17 protein-coding genes, 1 tRNA gene, 2 pseudogenes and 2 riboswitches are annotated in these 20,919 nt (G+C 49.8%); of the genes and pseudogenes, 4 read left to right on the forward strand and 16 right to left on the reverse strand.

Features of this window, described 5'->3' with window-relative positions; translation table 11 throughout:
- Position 1: 1 nt before the first annotated feature.
- The 13 genes and pseudogenes from DWY63_RS17380 to DWY63_RS17440 form a co-directional block, all read right to left on the reverse strand.
- Complete coding sequence (locus DWY63_RS17380; RefSeq protein ID WP_117802707.1) at positions 2 to 1,024, reverse strand: glycoside hydrolase family 130 protein; 1,023 nt, start codon at positions 1,022 to 1,024, stop codon at positions 2 to 4.
- Positions 1,025 to 1,325: 301 nt separating this feature from the next.
- Positions 1,326 to 2,327: a substrate-binding domain-containing protein gene (locus DWY63_RS17385; protein WP_055266843.1), complete on the reverse strand. Its 1,002-nt coding sequence runs from the start codon at positions 2,325 to 2,327 to the stop codon at positions 1,326 to 1,328.
- A 12-nt stretch (positions 2,328 to 2,339) separates the two neighbouring features.
- Entirely contained in the window at positions 2,340 to 4,529 is a 2,190-nt protein-coding gene (locus tag DWY63_RS17390; RefSeq protein WP_117802708.1) for an alpha-galactosidase, read from the reverse strand.
- A gap of 99 nt (positions 4,530 to 4,628) precedes the next feature.
- Entirely contained in the window at positions 4,629 to 6,347 is a 1,719-nt protein-coding gene (locus tag DWY63_RS17395) for a phospho-sugar mutase (RefSeq protein WP_117802709.1), read from the reverse strand.
- Between the two features lie 275 nt (positions 6,348 to 6,622).
- Positions 6,623 to 7,882 carry an AfsR/SARP family transcriptional regulator gene (locus DWY63_RS17400; protein WP_117802710.1) on the reverse strand — a complete coding sequence of 420 codons (1,260 nt, stop codon included), beginning with the start codon at positions 7,880 to 7,882 and terminating at the stop codon, positions 6,623 to 6,625.
- A gap of 255 nt (positions 7,883 to 8,137) precedes the next feature.
- The gene (locus tag DWY63_RS17405) at positions 8,138 to 8,776 is read right to left on the reverse strand and encodes a metal-dependent hydrolase (protein ID WP_022461817.1); all 639 of its coding nucleotides are present in this window, start codon (positions 8,774 to 8,776) and stop codon (positions 8,138 to 8,140) included.
- 260 nt (positions 8,777 to 9,036) lie between these two features.
- The gene (locus DWY63_RS17410; protein ID WP_117802711.1) at positions 9,037 to 10,653 is read right to left on the reverse strand and encodes an amidohydrolase; all 1,617 of its coding nucleotides are present in this window, start codon (positions 10,651 to 10,653) and stop codon (positions 9,037 to 9,039) included.
- Between the two features lie 117 nt (positions 10,654 to 10,770).
- Positions 10,771 to 12,249: an alanine/glycine:cation symporter family protein gene (locus tag DWY63_RS17415; RefSeq protein ID WP_117510525.1), complete on the reverse strand. Its 1,479-nt coding sequence runs from the start codon at positions 12,247 to 12,249 to the stop codon at positions 10,771 to 10,773.
- Between the two features lie 185 nt (positions 12,250 to 12,434).
- A riboswitch (Lysine riboswitch) is annotated at positions 12,435 to 12,609 on the reverse strand.
- A 149-nt stretch (positions 12,610 to 12,758) separates the two neighbouring features.
- Positions 12,759 to 12,875 (reverse strand): annotated as a pseudogene (locus DWY63_RS17420) (peptide deformylase); the annotation flags it as partial.
- Between the two features lie 41 nt (positions 12,876 to 12,916).
- Positions 12,917 to 13,333, reverse strand: coding sequence for a hypothetical protein (locus DWY63_RS18235; protein ID WP_199607243.1), 417 nt, complete (start codon positions 13,331 to 13,333; stop codon positions 12,917 to 12,919).
- Positions 13,334 to 13,346: 13 nt separating this feature from the next.
- The gene (locus DWY63_RS17430) at positions 13,347 to 13,952 is read right to left on the reverse strand and encodes a class I SAM-dependent methyltransferase (RefSeq protein ID WP_117802712.1); all 606 of its coding nucleotides are present in this window, start codon (positions 13,950 to 13,952) and stop codon (positions 13,347 to 13,349) included.
- A complete protein-coding gene (locus tag DWY63_RS17435) occupies positions 13,939 to 14,490 on the reverse strand; it encodes a hypothetical protein (protein ID WP_117802713.1) in 552 nt (183 codons plus the stop codon). The genes DWY63_RS17430 and DWY63_RS17435 overlap by 14 nt, the downstream gene beginning before the upstream one ends.
- Positions 14,487 to 15,056, reverse strand: a complete 570-nt coding sequence (locus DWY63_RS17440; protein WP_117802714.1) for a GNAT family N-acetyltransferase — start codon at positions 15,054 to 15,056, stop codon at positions 14,487 to 14,489. Before DWY63_RS17440 ends, DWY63_RS17435 begins: the two co-directional genes overlap by 4 nt.
- 195 nt (positions 15,057 to 15,251) lie before the next feature.
- Here DWY63_RS17440 and DWY63_RS17445 point away from each other — a divergent pair, with 195 nt between their 5' ends.
- The gene (locus DWY63_RS17445) at positions 15,252 to 16,088 is read left to right on the forward strand and encodes an AIM24 family protein (protein WP_117802715.1); all 837 of its coding nucleotides are present in this window, start codon (positions 15,252 to 15,254) and stop codon (positions 16,086 to 16,088) included.
- Positions 16,089 to 16,249: 161 nt separating this feature from the next.
- Positions 16,250 to 17,584, forward strand: a complete 1,335-nt coding sequence (locus tag DWY63_RS17450; RefSeq protein ID WP_117802716.1) for an MATE family efflux transporter — start codon at positions 16,250 to 16,252, stop codon at positions 17,582 to 17,584.
- A 303-nt stretch (positions 17,585 to 17,887) separates the two neighbouring features.
- Here the strand turns inward: DWY63_RS17450 and DWY63_RS17455 are convergent, their stop codons facing one another.
- Positions 17,888 to 18,883 (reverse strand): DUF3878 family protein, encoded by a 996-nt coding sequence (locus DWY63_RS17455; RefSeq protein WP_082424834.1) that lies wholly within the window; start codon positions 18,881 to 18,883, stop codon positions 17,888 to 17,890.
- Positions 18,884 to 19,057: 174 nt separating this feature from the next.
- Positions 19,058 to 19,366 (reverse strand): response regulator, encoded by a 309-nt coding sequence (locus tag DWY63_RS17460; protein ID WP_082424835.1) that lies wholly within the window; start codon positions 19,364 to 19,366, stop codon positions 19,058 to 19,060.
- Positions 19,367 to 19,603: 237 nt separating this feature from the next.
- A riboswitch (cyclic di-GMP riboswitch) is annotated at positions 19,604 to 19,679 on the reverse strand.
- 109 nt (positions 19,680 to 19,788) lie between these two features.
- On the opposite strand from DWY63_RS17460, the gene DWY63_RS18075 reads away from it, so the two are divergent.
- The gene (locus tag DWY63_RS18075; RefSeq protein ID WP_158568389.1) at positions 19,789 to 19,935 is read left to right on the forward strand and encodes a hypothetical protein; all 147 of its coding nucleotides are present in this window, start codon (positions 19,789 to 19,791) and stop codon (positions 19,933 to 19,935) included.
- Between the two features lie 374 nt (positions 19,936 to 20,309).
- A tRNA-Arg gene (locus tag DWY63_RS17465) sits at positions 20,310 to 20,383 on the forward strand.
- A gap of 255 nt (positions 20,384 to 20,638) precedes the next feature.
- On the opposite strand, the pseudogene DWY63_RS18255 reads toward DWY63_RS17465, so the two are convergent.
- A pseudogene (locus DWY63_RS18255) lies at positions 20,639 to 20,919 on the reverse strand (IS200/IS605 family accessory protein TnpB-related protein); the annotation flags it as partial.

The raw sequence follows: 20,919 nt of genomic DNA on the forward strand, positions 1-20,919 counted from the left end.
CTTATCTTCTTCCGATTTCGGTGTCAGACTCGCGTACGACACTGTTTTTCTTGATATAATCTACAATCAGATCTACGGTTGTGAATGCCAGTCCTACATACGTATCGGCTGCGCCGTAGTAGATCGCGATCTTTCCGGTCTCTGCATCGTGAATGGTTGCGCACGGGAAGGTTACGTTCGGAACGAAGCCTCTCTCCTCATACCACTCTTCCGGTGTCAGAAGGAAGTTCTGGCAGCGGTATTTTACGATGGACGGATTCTCTTTGTCGAGGATTGCGCCGCCGATGCTGTATACATAGCCATTGCAGGTGCCGCTTACGCCGTGGTAGAACAGCAGCCATCCTTCGTTGGTCTCAATCGGAGCTGCGCCGCCGCCGATCTTTAAGGACTCCCACCACTCCGGGCTCTTGCTCATGACGTGGCGGTGTTTGCCCCAGTACAGCATATCCGGGCTCTCGGACAGGAAGATGTCACCGAACGGTGTGTGGCCGCTGTCGCTTGGACGGGACAGCATCACGAAGTTGCCGTTGATTTTTCTCGGGAAGAGAACGGCATTTCTGTTGAATGGAAGGAATGGATTCTCCACACGTACGAAGGTTTCAAAATCTTTTGTTTTTGCCATTCCGATGGCTGCACCGTAGAAGTCCTGGCACCAGATGATGTAGTAGGTATCTTCTACTTTTACAAGACGCGGGTCATATGCGTAAACCGGCATGAACGGTTTGCCTTCTTCGTCAACGAACTGGATTTTGTTCTCATCGAAATTCCAGTGGATCGCATCTTTGCTTCTTCCAAGGTAGATGTACGGGATTCCGTTTGTCTGCTCACCACGGAATACTCCGATGAACTCGTCGCCGTACGGCATAACGGCGCTGTTGAAGATTCTTGCTACTTCCTTCACCGGATTTCTTCCGATGATCGGATTCTCGCCGTATCTCCATACCGGTGCACCGGAAAATTCAGCCGGGCCTTCCTGCCATGGCATATTTTTGACAGCATCTCCAATCATTTTAACTTCGCTCATTTTTTGAAACCTCCATGAAAAATATTGTTTATGAGTTGTACTTTGTTTTTTTAAGTTTCTGTTAGTGGACAGAATCTTGTTTTTTAATTCTTTTTTCTCCGAACCGCCGTGTTTTATCACCCTCACGCCCAGTCCTTTAGCTTAATTTTAACATAGATGATTAATTTTTCAACTGGAAATTACTTAAAAAATAAGTTCCGTTAGATACTGTCAATTTTTAAGTGACTTTGTTGTGTAATATGTACAAAAACGGGGCATTTCAAAATGCCCCGTTTCTTAATTTATAATTCAGTTATAAAAATCAAAGCTTTACGCTCTCTTTCGGCACCAGCTGTCCAGAGACAATTTCCATATTTTTGCCGGATGCCGCGCCGCGGATCTGCTTCAGCGCTTTTTCGAGCGCTACTTTTACCATCGCCTTCGTATTGATCTCATACGAAGTGATCTTGAGATCCGGGAAACCCGGATACAGGTAATTGTCGAAGCCGACAACGGAAACGTCCTCCGGCACGGAGATGCCGCGTTTTTCCAGCTCGAGCATCAGAAGGCCGGCGGTCAGGTCGCAGTTGCAGACGAACGCTTCCGGCATCTGTTCCGGGAGATGAATTTCGATCTGGCCCCGCTCATCACGGTCCTCCAGAATCCATTCCGCCGGTGTCACATCGCGGTGTTCCAGAACAGCCTTGGAAAAACCGCAGTACCGATCCATGATACTGCTGGAAAAATGAATCGAACCGACAAAAGCCAGCTTTGTAAGGCCATGCTCATACAGGTATTCCGTCATCAGATACATTCCGTGAAAGTTATCTGCGATCACGGCATCTTTTGCCAGCTCATTGTCGTAGAAATCCAGAAATACGATCGGAAGATCCACGTTTTTCTTCAGATAGTGGATGTAATCGCGGCTCGTGTCTCCCATCAGGATCAGCGCATCGACGGTCTGCTCCTTGGCGATGCACGGCACGATCATCTCATCTTCCATCTCCTGTTTCAGGATCTCCACGGTCACCATACAGCTCTTTTCCGTCGCCGCCAGTGCCATCTCCTGATACATTTTCCAGTAAAATGTCGTATACTCTGCCAGATACCGTTCCGGAATCACCACTCCGATGCAGCGCAGGCTTTTTCCCTGTGTATTTCTCGCTCCGCTTCCCGGCTGGCGGTATCCCATTTCCTTTGCAATTTCCAGAATCCGGGCGCGCATCTCATCGCTGACCCCTTTCTGTCCTGTAATCGCGTTATGCACGGTGACGGCGCTGACGCCCGCCACCTTTGCAATATCTGCCAATCTTACTTTTGCCATATATGTTACTCCTTAGTCCACTGCGATAAAGTGATACAGTCTGCTGACGAAATCGCCCCAGAAATCTTTCATGCGGAATCCGGCATTCATCAGCATCTCGCCGCTGTAAACCTCGTCGGTTCCTTCCAGACGGTATTTTTTCGCCGGATCGAAGCCGCGCAGGCGTACCTTGCGGGACGGCATATTTACCTGTGCCAGCACCTGTACGTAAGTTACAAGCACTTCGTTTTTATCCTCAGAAGCTACTGCCCAACAGTCGGATCTGTGGTTTTCACGGTAGGAAAGAATACGATAATACTCTCCATCGCGGATCAGTTCATGATATTTGTGATACATCGCGGTCTGCTCCGGAATCAGTTTTCTCTCCTCCTCCGGCAGCTTTGTGATATCGAGCTCATAGCCAAATGTTCCAGCCAGTGCCACATGGCCTCTCGTTGTGAATGGAGTCACACGGCCGACGGTGTGGTTCGGGCATACGCTGACGTGTGCACCCATTGAGCAGAGCGGGTAAATGAGGGCTGTTCCCTCCTGGATTTCCAGACGCTCAATCGCATCGGTGTCGTCGGAGCACCAGATCTGCGGGCTGTAGTAAAGCATTCCAGGATCGAAACGTGCACCGCCGCCGGAGCAGTTCTCCAGAAGCAGATCCGGGAACTCCTGTACCAGACGCTCCTGCATCGCATACATACCGAGCACGTAGCGGTGGAACAGCTCCTGCTGGGAATCTTTGTCCAGGTAGGTGCTTCCCAGGTCGCTTAACTGGCGGTTCATATCCCATTTCACGTATTTGATGTTTGCACTGCGCAGGATTTTTGCCACACATTCATACGCATAATCCTGCACTTCCGGGCGGGAGAGATCCAGCACGTACTGGCAGCGGATCTCAGTCGCTTCTCTTCCCGGAATCTGAATCGCCCATTCCGGGTGCTCTCTGTAGAGATCAGAGTCCGGGGAGATCATCTCCGGCTCGAACCAGATACCGAATTCAAGACCGATTTCATTCACTTTGTCAACCAGATTTTTCAGGCCGCCTTTGATCTTCTCTTCGTTGACAACCCAGTCACCGAGGGAAGAATCGTCTTTATTTCGTTTTCCGAACCAGCCGTCATCCATAACAAGCATCTCGATGCCGTCTTTTTTTGCCTCTCTTGCGATATCGAGGAGTTTATCGGTATCAAAATCAAAGTAAGTTGCTTCCCAGTTGTTAATCAGAATCGGGCGTTTTTTGTGGTTGTACGGGCTGCGGATCATATGTCTGCGATAAAATGCATGGTAGGAACGCGTCATTTTGCCAAGTCCCTCGGCAGAGTAGACCATAACAACCTCCGGCGCCTGGAATTCATCGCCGGCTTTTAAATTCCAGCAGAACTCCTCCTGGTTGATACCCATGACCATACGAACGGTATCAAACTGGCATCTTTCCACCTGTCCGATAAAGTTGCCGGAATATACGAAGTGCATTGCGTAAACCTCGCCGCGCTCCTGATCCGTTCCCGGTGTTACCATTGCCACGAACGGATGCTCCTGATGGCTGGACTCGCCTCTTCCGGAGGAAACGAGCTGTTTTCCGTAACGGAGCGCACCCTGCTGGATGTGGCGTTCTCTTCCCCAGGATCCATGAAGAGAAAGCATCTCAAAGTCTTCGTTGTCCATATCGAGGCAGGCACTGTAGATTTTCTCTACCTTCAGCGCTTCACTGCCTTCATTTTTCACGCGGACACTTCGGGTGATAACGTTTTCTTTTGTAAAAACAGAGTAGGAAAGGACAACAACAAGATCAAGAACAGGATCTTTGCAGGTGATTTCCAGAGTTTCTACTTCGTCCTCGGTTCCAAAAGAAGCCGGAAGACCGGTCAGCGGGCGTTTTCCTTTGAAAATTTCATGGGAATCAAAGAAAATCTCACATCCCATACGGCCCTGTGCATTTCTTATATTCAGACAGCTCTCACGGTAATCGCCGACTCCTCCGGTCGGGTATTCCATTGGAAAACGGTCGAGGAACGAAGATTTCTCTCTCTTATTGACGGACGGGGTGAACGGCGGCTCATCCATGCGGAGCGGATACAGATCCGGCTCTCCGTGCAGAAGGGGTCCGTAGTAAACATGTCCGACGTAGCCTTCCGGGCTCAGGCCGATCACATACGTCGTATTCTCTGTATTTAACTGAAAAAGCTTTTTCTCATCATAATATAAAATCGCCATTTTCTTCTCCTTATTTCAGGTAAGCTTGATCCGCCGGGCCGATTTTTGTAAAAAAAGACCTCACCCGCCGGGCAAGGTCTTTTTGTATTCACACAGCGTTTAAGCAGTTACCATTGCATTTTTTAATTTTTCCAGTTTCTCGGCTGCATCTTCAAGGGATGTGCCTTTTACGCCGAAATAGAATTTGATCTTCGGCTCGGTACCGGATGGGCGTACGCAGCACCATGCGTTATTTTCCAGCTCATAGTAAAGAACGTTGGAGGACGGAAGTCCGGTTGCGCTCTTCTCGCCGCTTACGAGATCCACTCGTACGTCTGCTTTGTAATCGCGTACGGCAAGAACCTGGAAGCCGCCCAGCTCTTTTGGCGGATTCTCACGGAAGTTGGTCATCATGGTCTGGATCTCTTTTGCACCGTCGATACCTTTTAAGGTCATCGTTGCAAGACCCTCTTTGTAGTAGCCGTACTCCTCGTACATATCCACCATGGCATCCCACAGTGTTTTGCCCTGCTGTTTGTAGTATGCAGCAACCTCGCAGAGCATCATAACTGCCACGCAGGCATCTTTATCTCTTGCATATGTCCCGGCCAGGCAGCCATAGCTCTCTTCCAGACCAAATACATAATTGTGTGCACCGCTCTGCTCAAAAAATTTGATCTGCTCGCCGATGTATTTGAATCCGGTCAGAACCTCGATCAGTGCCACGTTATAAGCTTTTGCGATTGCTTTTGCCATATCGGTCGTAACAATCGTCTCAACGAGTGCCGGGTTCTCCGGCATGGTTCCGTTCTTGGTGCGCTCACGCAGAATATACTCTGCGATCAGCATACCGGACATGTTTCCGGTGAAGCTTACGTACTCGCCGGTCTTGCTGTCTTTTGCATAAACGCCGAGACGATCTGCATCAGGGTCGGTTGCAAGGATGATGTCAGCGTCTACTTCTTTTGCCAGTTTCAGCGCCAGTGTCCATGCTTTCTCGTCTTCCGGGTTCGGGTAAGCCACCGTCGGGAAGTTTCCGTCCGGCACTTTCTGCTCTTTTACAACGTAAACCTGATTAAAGCCAAGCTCGCGCAGAACGCGGCGTACCGGCACATTTCCGGTTCCGTGAAGCGGTGTGTAGACGATCTTCATATCTTTTGCCGCATCTTTGATGATTTCCGGATGAATGCTCTGCTCTTTTAATTTTGCAACGTAACGGTCATCAAAATCGGTTCCGATGACCTGGAACAGGCCTTCTGCTCTTGCATCATCTTCTTCCATCGTTTTAACGGCAGAAAACTCGGTTACTTTTGCTACCTCTGCGAGAATGTTTTTGTCGTGCGGCGGTGTAATCTGTGCGCCGTCCTCCCAGTATACTTTGTATCCGTTGTACTCTCTCGGGTTGTGGCTTGCGGTAATGACGATACCGGAAATACAGCCGAATTCACGGACAGCAAAAGAAAGCTCCGGTGTCGGACGCAGGGACTCGAACAGATACGTTTTGATTCCGTTTGCATTCAGGCAGAGTGCTGCTTCGCGTGCGAATTCCGGAGACATTCTTCTGGAATCGTGTGCGATGGCTACGCCTTTTTCCTGTCCGTTCTGGGAAATAATGTAGTTGGCAAGGCCCTGGGTTGCCTGGCGTACGGTGTAGATGTTCATGCGGTTGGTACCCGCTCCGATGACACCGCGGAGTCCGCCGGTACCGAACTCAAGCTGACGGTAGAAACGGTCTTCGATTTCTGCCTCATTTCCTTCGAGTGCTTTCAGCTCTTCTCTGGATGCCTCATCAAAATATGGATCATTGCACCATTTTTCATATACTTCTCTGTAACTCATGTTTGTTATCCTCCCTGTCTGTTGTACTTTATTTAACTTAAGACAGCAGACTTTTTTCTGGATTTAAGCTCGTTTCATTACAGCTTAAAGTTACCATTTATTTAGTCTGCCGTCAACTTAATTTTTAATTTACAATTATTCAGAGCCATGTAAAAACTCAGAGGCGGCTGTGGATCCTGCTTGCAGGAATGAACAGCTGCTTCTGAATTTTTATAGGACGAGAAACCGCAGCGAGATGCAGCGCAAGCGGAATCTTCCAAGCAGCTGTACGCGAATCATAAAACATCGTCTCCTTCTAAGAACTCAAGCTCTTTTTCGGTCTGAATTGCCGGCAGTGCACTGTATTTCAGATTCTTTGCCCAGCCTTTTTTCTCCTCGGAGAAGCGCTCGCTGATTCTCTTGTAGACGAGTTCGCATCCTCTCTGGCTGCCGCCCTGCAGCAGAATCACATACTGGGACGGGCTGTATTTTGCAAAGAAATCGGAATGACGCAGGCTGCGTTTCATTACCTCAAGCAGCTTTTCGGACATACGGTCAAGGCGCGGACCGCCTTTTGCCGGGTAACCTTTTCCGTCTGTAATGGTGCACAGCATCAGCCACGGCATCTGTCTGTTCAGCTCGGACATACGGTAAACAAGTCGGTAGCAGTCACGGAATCCGGCGAGGGAACAGAAGAATGCTCCGCCCTTTTCTCCCGGGCTCTCCTGAAGATCTGCCTGTACCTCTTCGATCACGCGGTGTCTGCTGCCCATGCGGCTTCCCAGATAGCGGTACTGCTCCACCAGTTTCTCGCTCGGTGTAACGCCAAGCTCTTCAAAGTAATGTTTCGAGGTCTGCTCGTACAGTTTCATGGCCTCTTTGTATCTCTCCAGGCCGATCAGCGCCTGCATCTGGACTGCCTGCCACTCGTCGAACGGATACAGTTCGGAAGCAACAGAAGTCAGTTTCTGCAGCTCATCGAACTCCTCGTTTTTCAGAAGATACTCACTTACTTCTTTCAGTGCATCGGAATATACTTTTTTCAGCTGCGCGCGCTCCGCCTGTACCCACTCTTCCTCGCCGAAATCTGCAAGGAACTCTCCGGTGTACAGCTCCAGTGCTTCGATCATCTGATCCATGCGCGCTTTCTCGTCTGTCTCTTTTCCTGCTTCCAGGATCTTATTTTTGATATCAATCGCATCTACCTCGACCGGCATCGGGCTGGTCCAGTGGTAAACGCCTTTCTGTGTATAAATGTACTCAAACTGCGGAAGTCCTGCCTCGACAAGGCTTCTTTTCAGGCGATGTACGCCGACACGCAGGCTGTTTGCCGCGTCCGCCACATCTTCTCTTCCGTATGTGCTCTCCAACAGTCTTCCTCTGGAAATTCCATTGTCCTTGTTATAGAGGAAAATCTGCAGAAGTCTCATCGATTTTGTTGCCATTGTTTTCCGGAAGGAAATCGGCTGGTCGCCGTACTCCAGGAAAAAACTTCCCATCATGTGTACTTTTAAAAGCGGTAACTGTTCTGTTTGGTTTTTCATTTCTTCGTTCATACTAACTCCTGTATTGCCTGTTGTGCTCTAATCTCTGTTGTCGGTTGCGCTGCGCTCCGCAATCGGCTGCGGTAACGGGCCGGCGGTTCCCTGTTCGTTCATTTCAAAAACAATTACGGACGCCGGATTTCTGTTTTCTATTTTACATCATTTTAATCAAAAATCCTACTATAAAATGTATAAAATATTAACTTTAACACCGAAAAATTCCTGCTTTTTCTTCCTTTGTCTTGTTATCTTTTTGTCAATCCCATCTCATCCGTAAATTGCCCGCATGATTTTAGCCATCAGCCGCCCTGCAGGCGCCGAGATCACCAGTATTACAGCAAGAGATACCATGCCGCACCCGAGCAGTGCGCGGTTCACAAGTCCCCGTGCTGAGCAGAGTCCGAGGCAGAATCCCTTCTTCCAGGGCCAGAACAGCTTTTCCGGTTTCCGGTTGAAAAAATCGAGCACCAGATGGGACAGAAAGCCCACGGCAAAATAAGCGGACACATCCGGGTAGATGATGTCCACGCACGCCGTCAGCAATGCCAGCGCCGCAAATGAATGCATGAAGGAGCGGTGCGGCTGCTGTTTCCCATAGGCGCAGATCAGCAAAAATGCTGCCGTTCCGGCGAGGAGACGCAGCACGCTGCTGTCGCTTGTGAGGCGGCGGTAAATTCCAAGATTCAGTTTATACTCCGCAAGAATTGTGAGCACCGCAACTGCAACTGTTGCCGTAATGATCTTATCGGCATCGCGGTGCGCCTGTGAAGTGCCGACATCAATGTCACTGATCAAACCGCCGATCGCGGCAGCCCCGGCACCGGCCACAAGCGCGGGAACCGTCTGCGGCTGTAAAACAGCAAGTGCCGCTGCTGTTCCAATAAAAAAATGTGTTCTTCCAAGCATTTGTCTGTTTTTTCCTTTTGTAAAATTTCCTTTATCATAGCACATTCCCTCCCTTTTATGCAACCATTTGTTCGATTCTTTTACGACCGTATGGTCCTATCAGGATCAAAAAAGAACCTCCTGCGACCATTCATCGCCGCAGGAGGTTCTCCTCTGTTTCTGTCTTTATTCCATACTATTTTCAGGTTATCTTATTTTACGTTTTTCCCTTCATTGTATGAATTTTCATTTGACATTTATTACTCATTTGAGTTATATTCTTATGCTTCATATACCAGTTCACCGGCAAGATACGTCCGGCACACCGGAATGTCTTTGATCGTGCTCTCATCCACCTCAAACGGATTCTGACCCAGTACGACGAAGTCTGCCATCATGCCTTCTGCGATCTGGCCTTTCACGTTCTCCTCGAAACTTGCCTCGGCGCTGCGGATCGTGTAACTGTCGAGTGCTTCCTGTACGGTGAATTTCTGATCCGGCAGGTACGGGCCGACATGGTCGCGCAGCGTTGTTCTTGTGACAGCGCACTGCATGCAGGCGAGGGCATCCGGCAGCTCTACCGGGCAGTCAGTTCCGTTGCTGACGGAGACGCCGTTGTTCATCAGCGCCTTCCAGCTGTAGCTTGTGCTCGCAAGCTCTTTGCCGACGCGCTCCTCTACGATATGGTTATCGTAATCGAGGAAGATGCTCTGTGCGTAAACGTGAAGATGCATTTTCGCGATTTTTTCAAGCTGATCGGCTCTTGTGATCTGGCAGTGCACGATGCCGTGGCGGTGATCTTCTCTCGGGTTTTCAGCAAGGGCTTTTTCATAGGCACTTAACACGCGGTCGAGGCACGCATCACCGATCGTGTGAACTGCAGCCTGCATGCCGTGTGCATTGGCGTAGCCGATCATCTCATCCATGGTTTCCTGGGTGAATACCGGGATTCCGCAGGTGGACGGGTCGTCTGCGTATGGGCGACTGAGGAATGCTGTTCTCGCACCGAGTGCGCCGTCGCCGAGCATTTTCAGTGGTCCGATTTTAAAGCGGTCTGTGCCGATGCCGGTCACATTTCCAGCCTCAACGAAACCTTTTAAGGATTCCAGATCAGTAAAGTTGCTCTGCTCGTAAACGCGGACGGTCAGCTCGCCGGAATCCTCGAGTTCTTTGTATGCTTCGTTGACGGTCTGCCACGGAACGGCGCGGTAAACGCAGTAATCATCACTCTGGCTGCTGGTGACGCCGTAGCTGTTCAGGGCTTTGCAGGCGCTGCGGATCATATCTTTGATTTCCTCTTTGCTCGGCACCGGAATGCTGTCGTAAACCGGTTCCATTGCATTGTCGAAGAATCTTCCGTCCGGCTCACCGTTTTCCATACCGATCTCTCCGCCCTCCGGCTGCGGGGTATCTGCGGTGACGCCGAGGAGTTCCAGTGCTTTGCTGTTGACTACGAGGCAGTGGCCGCACGCTCTCGTCGCGCAGATCGGAACTTCAGTTGATACGCGGTCAAGATCGTAGCGGTTCGGCATGCGGTCCACGTCCGTGAAGTAATCCTGATTCCAGCCGCGGCCCATCAGCCATGCGCCGTCTTTTCGCGGATGCTCTTTCTGGAAGGTGTCGAGGCAGGCGAGCATATCTTCCAGGCTTTCGGTATGTGCGGCAAGCTGCGCTTTCAGCAGGGAGCTTCCGTAATTTAAAAGGTGCATATGGCTGTCGTTAAAACCGCTGCAGACGAATTTTCCGCCGAGGTCTACAACTTTGTCGCCGGCTGCTGCAAGGGCATCTGCCTCTGCGCTGCTTCCGGCGAAAACAAATTTGCCGTCTTCTACTGCAAACGCTTCGACAAGCGGCAGTTTTCCGGTGTAGACAGCTCCGTTTTTGTAAATTGTTTTCATATCATTATCCTCCTACTGTCATCTAAATTTGATTCTATTCTTTTCTGCCCATTTGCGCAATATACAAATTCAGACACGCTATTCTCTTGCGTGTCTGGATTCGCTTTTGAATATTTTTTATTTCGTTTTCTCTTCGTAGAACAGGCAGGCGTTCTTGTCTACCGTGCCCTGGCCGAAGTTTCTTGCTTTGTAGTCTTTCAGCAGTTTGAAATACTGGTTCGAGAGAATCAGGATCACTGCTACGTTGACGAAGGTCGGGATCGCAGATGTGATATCAACGACAGTCCAGATAAAGCCCTGGTTGTTGGTCTTTACCAGATAGATCGTCCACAGTACGCCCGGCAGAGCGCGGACTGCGTAGAAGATTTTCATGACGATATCTTTCATCTTGCCTTCTTTTTTATACAGATGCTCCAGAATTGCCAGATAGTAGGTGAACCATCCGCCGGAAGTCGTCACAGTGAAAATGACCATGATGACTGCCAGAAGGATGCTTCCAAATTTGCCGAATCCGCTTGCAAATGCACTTAAAGCAAGTGTTCCGCCGTTCGTTCCGTCGGTCCAGTTTCCGCTTAAGATAACGGAAAGTGCGGTGATCGTACAGATAACCATGGTATCAAAGAATACCTCGAAAGATCCCCACAGACCCTGCTCTACCGGATGCGGTGTTTTTGCGGAAGCATGGATCATTGGAGAAGTACCCCATCCAGCCTCATTGGAGTATACGGAACGCGCCATACCCACACGGATAATCTCGCTGACTGCGCAGCCGGCAAAACCGCCGATCGCTGCTGTTCCGGTAAATGCGTTTGTTACGATGGCTGCAAATACGCCAGGAACGCGGTTGATGTTGATGATGATCATGCCAATTCCCATCAAGATATAAAGAACGCTCATAAATGGAACGAGCTTGCTGAACAGACTTGCGATTTTCTTCGTACCGCCGCTTGTAACGACATAGGTCAGAATGCAGAGCAGAACGCCCATCACGATAACGCCTTCTACTTTGAAGCTTCCAAGATTGATATTCTCAATACCGAACGCACCGGCTACGACCTGAGATGCGGTCAGGTTGGAAGAGGTTACGAAGAAGGTGGAGAAAATACCGATGCCGAAGATGAGCGCCGGGATCAGCCACAGCTTGCCCCAGTGGCGCTCCTCGCCAAGTCCGCACTCCATGTAGTAAGTCGGACCGCCGTAGTACTCACCTTTTTCGTTGGTGTGACGGTAGTAGCAGCCGAGGGTAACCTCAACCTGTTTTAATATCATACCAAGCAGAGACGAAAGCCACATCCACATAATGGCTCCCGGGCCACCTGCTGCAACTGCAGTTGCAACACCGGCGATATTACCGAATCCTACGGTACCGCCGATAGCGGTCGAAATCGCCTCAAACGAGGAAAGCATACCCTTTCCTTCACTTGCTTTGTCTTCTTTCTGGAACAGTTTTCCGCCGGTTCTCTTCATAATCCAGCCAAAGTGACGGAACTGGAAAAATCCAGAACGAACGGTAAAGTACAGACCGGTCAGAATCATCAGCGCGATCAGCGGCACGCCCCAAAGGACACCGTCCAGCCAGTTAAGAAATGCTATCATGTCAAAATCCTCCCTTTTTTCTTTTCCGGCAACAGTTTTCTTCAGACGTATCCTGTAACACCCGTTTCGTCTTTCGTTCTCCAACCAAACAGATTTCCACCCCTGGAACCTTTTGTCACGGTTCCAACTGCAGTACAATAAAAAGAGCAGCGGTCTTCACCACTGCTCCATTAAATCTACGTTCATGAAGCAATAGCTCCTCCACCAGTACGGTGAGAGTGCACAGCCTGTTCGACTGTACCCCAACGCAGACAGTTTTTCGGGAACTGCCCCGTTTCGGCGAATGCTCCTTTCCCTGCCCGTCCCAGACCCCGTTGTCTCAGGACAGCTACTCTTAGCCTTCGCGCCTCTATTGCCGAATATGTATATTGACAGGTATTATCATATGTTTCTTTTCGCCACTTGTCAATCGTTTTTTCGACATTATTTTACAAAAATTTTATATTTTCGAAATTTGTCCTGATTTATTTGAGATTCTCCCAGTCGATTTTTTCGTCCCGGTAAAAATACTCGCGGTTTGCTGCCAGTGTGTCCTGCAGATCTCTTCCCACCTGCAGATCTTCCTCTGTCGCCGGGATGGATTTCTGTCCGAGGAAGAGAACGTCTCTCATAATTGGTTTTACCATTTGTGTTTCCTTTCTCTTTCGGCCTTAAAGGCCGAAATCGTTTAATTTTCTATTTGAATCCGCATATCGCACGATGTGCATCCGATCACGGTTTTTCCGCCTTCCTGCTCCAGTCGTTCTACTTTTCCGCCGCAGAACGGGCAGATCCAGTCGATCTGTTTTCCGGCTTTGACGGCCTGCATCATGTTGACGAATTTTGTCGTATCTACATTTTTCGAATCACAGTTCTGCGTCCAATCACCGGAGAGTTCTTTTCGCAATTCGCCGTTTTCATTCAGAATGACGGTATCGCCCTCCTCGATGTTCCGGTCATACAGCATCTGATCCTCCTGGCGGATGCGCGATTCGTTCCCGTTTTCATCCTGTAACACAACAACTGCCATGACAGGCTCATCGGCGCTGCGTTCCTCGCAGCCGAAATCGATGTCTTCGTCGATCCGCACTACCTGATATTTCATTTAAAAATCCCCCTTACTCTGCTATCGTAAAAATCACAACCCGCTCCCGGCTGTCCCCGCCCGGAAACAGATCCATACAGTCGATCTCATCGAGAAATTCCAGTTCCGGCACCGTCATCAGATACGAGATATAAGCATCCGACGGGTAATAGAAAAACAACTGGATCTCCCGCGGATTTTCGTAGTACGATTCCAGCAGTCTTGTCATCGCTTTTCTTAAGATTTCAAGCGAAAACGGGTTAAAAAAATACACCCGGTCCACTTCCGCAGGAACGGGAAAATTTTCGGCGCTCTCCAGCACAAACTCCGTCCGCGCACCAGAGGCCGCCGCCTTTTTGTTTTCCATTGCCTTCGCATAAATCCGGTCATCATACTCCACACCGATGGACTGGCACCGGGTCTGCGCCGATAAGAAGAAATCTACGCGGCCCTTTCCGCATCCGTAATCGAGCAGCGTATTTCCCTTTCGGATCATCCCTGTGTTTGCCATCCGCTCCAGCACGCAGTATGGGGTCGGCTCATACGGATACCGGTACAGATCCGACCGGCTGTCGTCCCGCCCCATTGTGTGGATCTGCAGCAGCTTGTCCCAGCGGTTTTCGTTTTTATCCTCTCTCATCGCCCGTCTCCCAATACTGTTCGAATAATTCCAGATACTCCTGTTCCACCGCAGCAAACGGCCGCACCGTGTAGTCCAGCGTGATGTGAAGTTTCGGCGCATCCCCCGCCTGCGGTTCCTCCAGCAGATTTGTCAGATCGTACCACAGCAGATCATTGTCGATCTGTTTCATCATCCGCTGCTCCTCCGCCGTCAGATCACTGCCAAGATATTTCTCATAAATCACCGAAAGCAGATGGTCCTCGATCTCGCGGTACCGCGGCATTTCCTGTTTTAATGGCCTCGGCACATCCGACATGTAACACTCGCTCGCGTCATGCAGAAGACACGCCAGCACCAGCCGCCGGGAATAGCCGCGCGCGGCAGCCTCTTTCGCACAGCAGATGCAGTGCTCTCCCACTGACCAAAACGTCGTCACATGGCCGTTTCCGCGGCAGACCATCGGCAGCGCATGCGCAAAATCCTCCACACAGAGCAGTTCCGGGGCGGGATGCACAGGGTCAAAATGTTTTCTTGTATACGTTGTTATTGTGCTCATTCTTTTATCTCACTATATGATTTTACTGCCGGCTGTCCCGCATGCGGCTCGCCGATGATTTTTTCCATCCAGACCATATCATACCAGCGGTCGAATTTGTAGCCGCAGTTGTGGAAGGTTCCCACGAGTTCGAATCCGAGATGTGCATGGAACTCGGCGCTGTTTTTCGTCAGATATTCATCCTCGACTTGCGGATAGCCGATGCAGGCGTAGAGGTTCAGAATGCCCATTTTTTTCAGGCGGTCCGCCAGCTCTTCATACAGTCTCCGGCCAAGGCCTCCTTTTCTTGCATTGGGATCGAGATAAATGGTCAGCTCGCTCGACCAGTCGTATGCGGCGCGGCCGACAAAGGCATGTGCGTATGCATAACCTTCGATTTTTCCATCCTGCTCGATGACGAGGTATGGATATTTTTTCATGATATCACGCATGCGGTTCTCAAATTCTTCCAGAGACGGCACGTCCCACTCGAAAGAAATGACGGTGTATTCTACATAATAAGCATAAATCTCCAGAATGCGTGCGGCATCCTCTATTTTTGCATCTCTGACAGTAATTGTACTCATAATAAATTCCTCCTCTGACCGTACTGCTTGCGTTTTCTGAACTTTATCTTATCACTCCGCTGAAAAATGGACAACATGATTTCCAGATTTCCTTTTTTTCTAAATTTTTCTGTGCTCTTTGCTTTCTTTCCTGTATAATAAAAGAAACAAGACGGATCACTATTTTTCTTCTTAATGAAAGAAAGGAACGTGCCTATGAAAATTTTAAATCTCGAAAACGAAAACCGGAAATTCACCAAGTCCATCGAAAATTTCCACGTCATGGAATATCTCCAGGATTCCAGCGTCTCGCCGATGACTGCCATGGAGGAGTATTACATGAGCAAAATGAATGTGCGCCGCCGCCAGGTTGTCATTGAACTGGACAAGGAGCACTCCGCGATTATCCAGTCCGGTGCGATGCAGTGGATGGGCGGCCATGTACAGGCGACCGCCGGAATCAAAGGGATCGGCGACCTGTTCGGAAAGGCCATCAAAGGCGCCATGACAAAGGAATCTGCCGTAAAACCGGAGTACGTTGGCGACGGATATCTCGTGCTGGAACCGACCTACAAATACATCATTCTTGTGGATGTCGAGAAATGGGGCTCCCTCGGAATGACGATTGAGGACGGCATGTTCCTCGCCTGCGACGGCAGAGTCAAAACCAAACTGACCGCCCGCAAGAGCATTTCCTCCGCTGTCCTCGGCGGCGAAGGCTTCTTCAATCTGAGCCTCGTCGGCAGAGGCGCCGTTGCCCTCGAAAGCAACGTACCTGAGGACGAGCTGATCGAAGTCGAACTCGAAAACGACGAACTGAAAATCGATGGAAACCTCGCCGTCTGCTGGTCCTCCAACCTTGATTTCACCGTAGAGCGCTCCACCGGAACCCTCGTCGGCTCCGCCGTCAGCGGTGAAGGCCTCGTCAACGTCTACCGCGGAACCGGCCGCGTCCTCATGAGCCCGGTCGCCCCGACAGATTCCCTGCTGACTGCAACCAACACGACCCAGGCGAACCCCACTGTGAAGAACAACCTTCCGCCGGAAAATTAAATTCGAATCCTCTCCGCCCCTATGCCTAATACGCATAGAAAAAAGTCAAATTAAACCTCGTTTTTGATTGACACTTTCTTCAAAACATGTTAGCGTAAAATACGCATTTATCTTTACATTCTTAAGAAAAACCATACGATAAAATACATGTTCTGGAGAAAATGATGAATAGAATAAGCTGGACTGAACTGAAACCGCAGATTCAGCAGGTCGGGCGATTAAGTCTGCCTGCGATTCTTACACAGATTACTACGATTGCGATGCAATACATTGATTCCGCGATGGTCGGCGCGCTTGGGGCGAATGCTTCGGCGGCGATCGGGCTGGTTTCGTCGACGACGTGGCTCCTCAGCGGTACGATTTATGCGGTTTCAGCCGGTTTTTCTGTTCAGGTAGCGCATCAGATCGGGGGAAATCATGACAAGAAGGCAAGGGATGTTGTGCGGCATGGCATCGCGTCCGCGCTTGTTGTGTCGGCTGTTTTGTGCCTGATCGGGCTTCTGATCAGTCATCCGCTGCCGGGGTGGCTCGGCGGTGCGCAGGAGATCCGGCGGAATGCCACGCTCTATTTTATGATGTTTGCCATCATGCTTCCGTTTTCCCAGCTCAACTCGCTGATGTCGTCCTTCCTGCAGTGCAGCGGTGATATGGTGACGCCCAGTATTTTAAATGCCGTCATGTGCGTGCTCGATATCATTTTCAATGCTCTTTTGATTCCGGTTTTCGGTGTCATGGGTGCCGGTATGGGAACGATGCTGGCCTGCGCCGTCATCAGCCTCACGGGTGCCTGGTTCTGTTGTGTCCGCAATCCGCGGCTGCGTCTCCGCCGGAAGGAAAAAACGGTTTTTGATACGAAAATTCTGAAAACTGCATTCAAAATCGGTGTGCCGGTTGCCGTACAGGAAATCGCGATGAACAGCGCCATGGTTGCTGCCACCATGCTGATTGCCCCGCTCGGCTCCATTGCGATTGCGGCCAATTCGTTCGCCGTCACCGCCGAAGGCCTCTGCTACATGCCAGGCTACGGCATCGGTTCCGCCGCGACAACGCTCGTCGGCAGAAGCTACGGCGCCGGAAATTACAAGCTGGCGAAACGCTACGGAAATATCTGCATTGCCATGGGCGCAGTCCTGATGGCCATCACTGGAGGTCTGATGATGATCTTCTGTCCGTTCGTCTTTAGCATTCTGACTCCTGACCCGCAGGTTCGCTCGTTTGCCGCCGAGGTACTCCGCATCGAACTGCTCGCCGAGCCGTTTTTCGGCGCTTCCATCGTTGCCGCCGGAGCCCTCCGCGGAACAGGCGATACGTTTGTGCCAAGCCTTCTGAACCTTGGCAGCATCTGGGTCATCCGCCTCGGTCTCGCGGTGCTTCTCATCACCCCGCTCGGCCTGCGCGGCATGTGGATCGCCATGGCTATCGAGCTCTGCATCCGCGGATTGCTGCTGCTCTACCGCCAGCATACATCGAAATATTATAAACTGCCCGCAGCCTGACTTGGCGGCAGCGTATAGAAAAAGCGCTTATTTGAGATTTCATTCCCGCCTCAAATAAGCGCTTTCTATTTTACCTTATCCCTTGTTTCAATTCACAGTCGGTATTTTCACGGAGTCTGACATGTCGAAAATAGTTCGACTGTGACTTGCCTCATGTCTGTGGAGGATACCGATTTCTCTCCGCCCGCCACTGCCGTTATGTTTCTTTTAACAATTCATCCCACCACTTTAGAAGCGGGAGACTTCTTGTCTACTGGTATTAAAACTGAATCACTTCCGGCTCATCCGTAAAGGAGCTGATCGTTACTGTTGCATTCTGGAAATTTTAAACGTCTCAACCTCCACAACCCGCTCTTTCCCTCTCGTTCCCCAGATCATCAGATGGACCTTATATTCCACCGAATCCCGTGCATAAAAGAATGGCTCCTCGCGCAGCAATGATGCGCGTTTTCCTTCGGCTTCCAGTATCTTTTTCCGTTTCATTGCCTGCTCCTGGATTTTTCGGATCTGGGTTCCTTCTTCGCCGGTGAAGCGTCGTTTCGGGTAATTCTGTGCTTCGCGGGCCAGTTTTTTTTCCAGTAAATCCACGACTTTCGCGTGGCGGCTCGTATGCAGCAGTTTTGCGATCTGTTTTGCGAGGAGTTTTCCCTGCCATTTTTCATAAAGTGCAAGATACCGCAGCAGCACTTTATCGCCTGCCTCCGATGCCAGTTTTTTCATCTCCGTAATTGCCTCTTCCGTCGCTTCCCACCACGGGCATGACGGTACGAGATACTGATCCGGCACGGCCGGGTAGCAGCAGAAATTGAGCGGCGGGAAATTGGCCAGCGATGCCAGACGCATTTCTTCCTCGGTGCAGAACGCCTCGCCGAGGTATTCCAGCTTGTCCCGCAGGATCGCAATACGGAACTCAATCTGCCGCAGATACTCGTATCCGTCCACCCAGAAATGACCCGTTTTTCCGTAATCAAACAGATGCACTTCCAGTGAAAGGCGGCTGAAAAACAGCGTGCACACCGTCTCTTTCTGCCGCACGATCAGAACGTACTGCTCCCCGTCTTTTTCCAGTGCGGCATCTATTTCTCCCTCGTATTCCTTCTGATACGTTCCCGTCAGCTCCGCGTCATGAAAAACGAGAAAGCTCTCTGCCGCATCGTTCATCAGATAGACAAGCCAGATCTCCTTTTCTCCTCCCCCGTACCGCTCACCCGGAAGCAGCAGCTCGAACTGCCCCTGCGAAAGAAGCACATCCAGCCTTTCCAGTTCCTCGGTCCATGTGATATTTTCTGCAATTTCCATTCCGTGATTCTCCCCTGTTTTCTTTTACTTCCTATGATACACCATAAAAAGGCTCCACTGCAATCCAAAGCAGTAGAGCCCCTTCTCCAAATTTTTCTGTTATTAATCCGTCCCGTTATCCGGCACATGCCGTCCGCACTTTCTCATCCAGCGTCGTCTGAATCTCTTTTAAATTCACCGGTTTCGGAATATGCCCGCGTCCGCGCACCGCTTGCGGTCCGTTGCAAAAGTATTTGCTGTCATCGCAAAAATCGGAACATCATTGTCCTCACGCACACTGTTTCGAATTTTTTTCGTCGCCTCGATGCCATCCATCACCGGCATCTGCATATCCATGAAGATCGCAAAATAGCTTCCCGGATCCGACGCTTCAAACTGATCCACGGCCTTGGAACCATTCTCCGCCCAGTCCACGACAAGGCCGAGGCTTCCGAGCAGCTCCGTCGCAACCTCTGCATTCAGTGCATTATCCTCCGCAAGCAGAACAGCAGCACACCTGCAATCAGTGCCACCAGATACAGCGGGTGGTCAAACAGATACGCCATGATGGTCGGTGTCTCCACGTTCATGCTCGTAAATGCGGTGATCGCCGGATGGCGGGAAAATGCAAACTCCTCCTCTCGTATTTTCTTTTCGCAGGCAATAAAAAAGCACCATAGATTCTCCTACCGTGCATTTCAGTCATTTCTCCCTATTTATTTTATAAGAAATGTTCCATATTTACGCAGCTGGCTGCCATTTTACAGGCCCTGTAGCTTTGCGTCACAGCCTTTCGACTGCTTTGCCGAGATTCTTTTTTTATTTTAATTCATTGCTGTAAGACTCTCTTCTCCTTTCCCATCGGAATATGATATAATGACCTCTGGATTTTGGCAGATTACTGTTTTTAACATTGGAGGTGTACGATGAAATACAGACTCATGACAGAAAACGATTTAGAATATGTTGTCGAAAAAAATAATGAATACTACAACAATGTCGAAGGCTGCTGCTGGACCTATGAAAAAGCCTATAAGAGAATTTATCAGGTACTCACAATGGAAAATTCCTGAAGTAAACTGCGGAATCGCAAGTATGTGTTTCGTCTTGAAAAAGCAGCAAAAATATAGTATAATATTTTTGTTTCTGACCTGGCTGAAACATTTATAATTCTTGTTTCTGTAGCTCAGCAGGATAGAGCGTCCCCCTCCTAAGAGAAAGCCGAGGCATTCCCCAAAGGGAAAAAATGAAAAACAACTTTCAGTTCGAATCTATTCTGAAAAATGCCAATGGTGACAACAAAGCATTCCCAAAATTGGGGAGCGTTCTAATGTTACCAAATCGAAAAAATCTGTAGATTGACAACTCGAAATAGAGTTGATAATCTTATATATGGCCGAAGGGAAAAATCCCAGAAACCCAGTAAAATCAAGGGTTTGCGGCATGTGTCGTCATAGCTCAGCTGGATAGAGCACTCGCCTCCTAAGCGAGGGGTCGGAGGTTCAAATCCTCTTGGCGACGGGCTTCAAAGCGTTCGAAAATGTTAGCTGGATTAGCTGACAACGAACGCTTTTGTTATTTTCTAATCACGTTCGTGACATGAAATTCCAGTGAACCTCACATGACTAAGGTCACGTGCTTCCGGCCGCTTTAGGCGGCAGACCAAATATCGGCGGATACGCCTGTTACTTAGATTTTGCACAGATATGTGCTTCTTCCATGCCGGATACGGCAGATTTCCACATAACAGGTAATCCACTGCATATCTGCCTGTGTTTATGCTGCTTTACGCAGTTCCATTTCTGAAATCAGTTCTCTCAGATCTGCATAAACACATGAGGTTCTACGCTTTACTACAGGAACTTTTGCCTCCAGCAAAGACCTTTCCGTTTCCGGTAAGGGTTTTAAATTTTCACGGATAAAATATCTTGCTCCGATATTATACGATGCCGACAAATCACAGTTGTATCTTTTTCCGGTCTGAAACGTACACAGACGATGATCCCGTACATCACGGGCAATCTCTCCTGATCCATCAAAGGCAAGCCTGCTCGTGT

This window comes from Blautia sp. AF26-2 (assembly GCF_003460955.1).
Classification (GTDB): Bacteria; Bacillota; Clostridia; order Lachnospirales; family Lachnospiraceae; genus Fusicatenibacter; species Fusicatenibacter saccharivorans.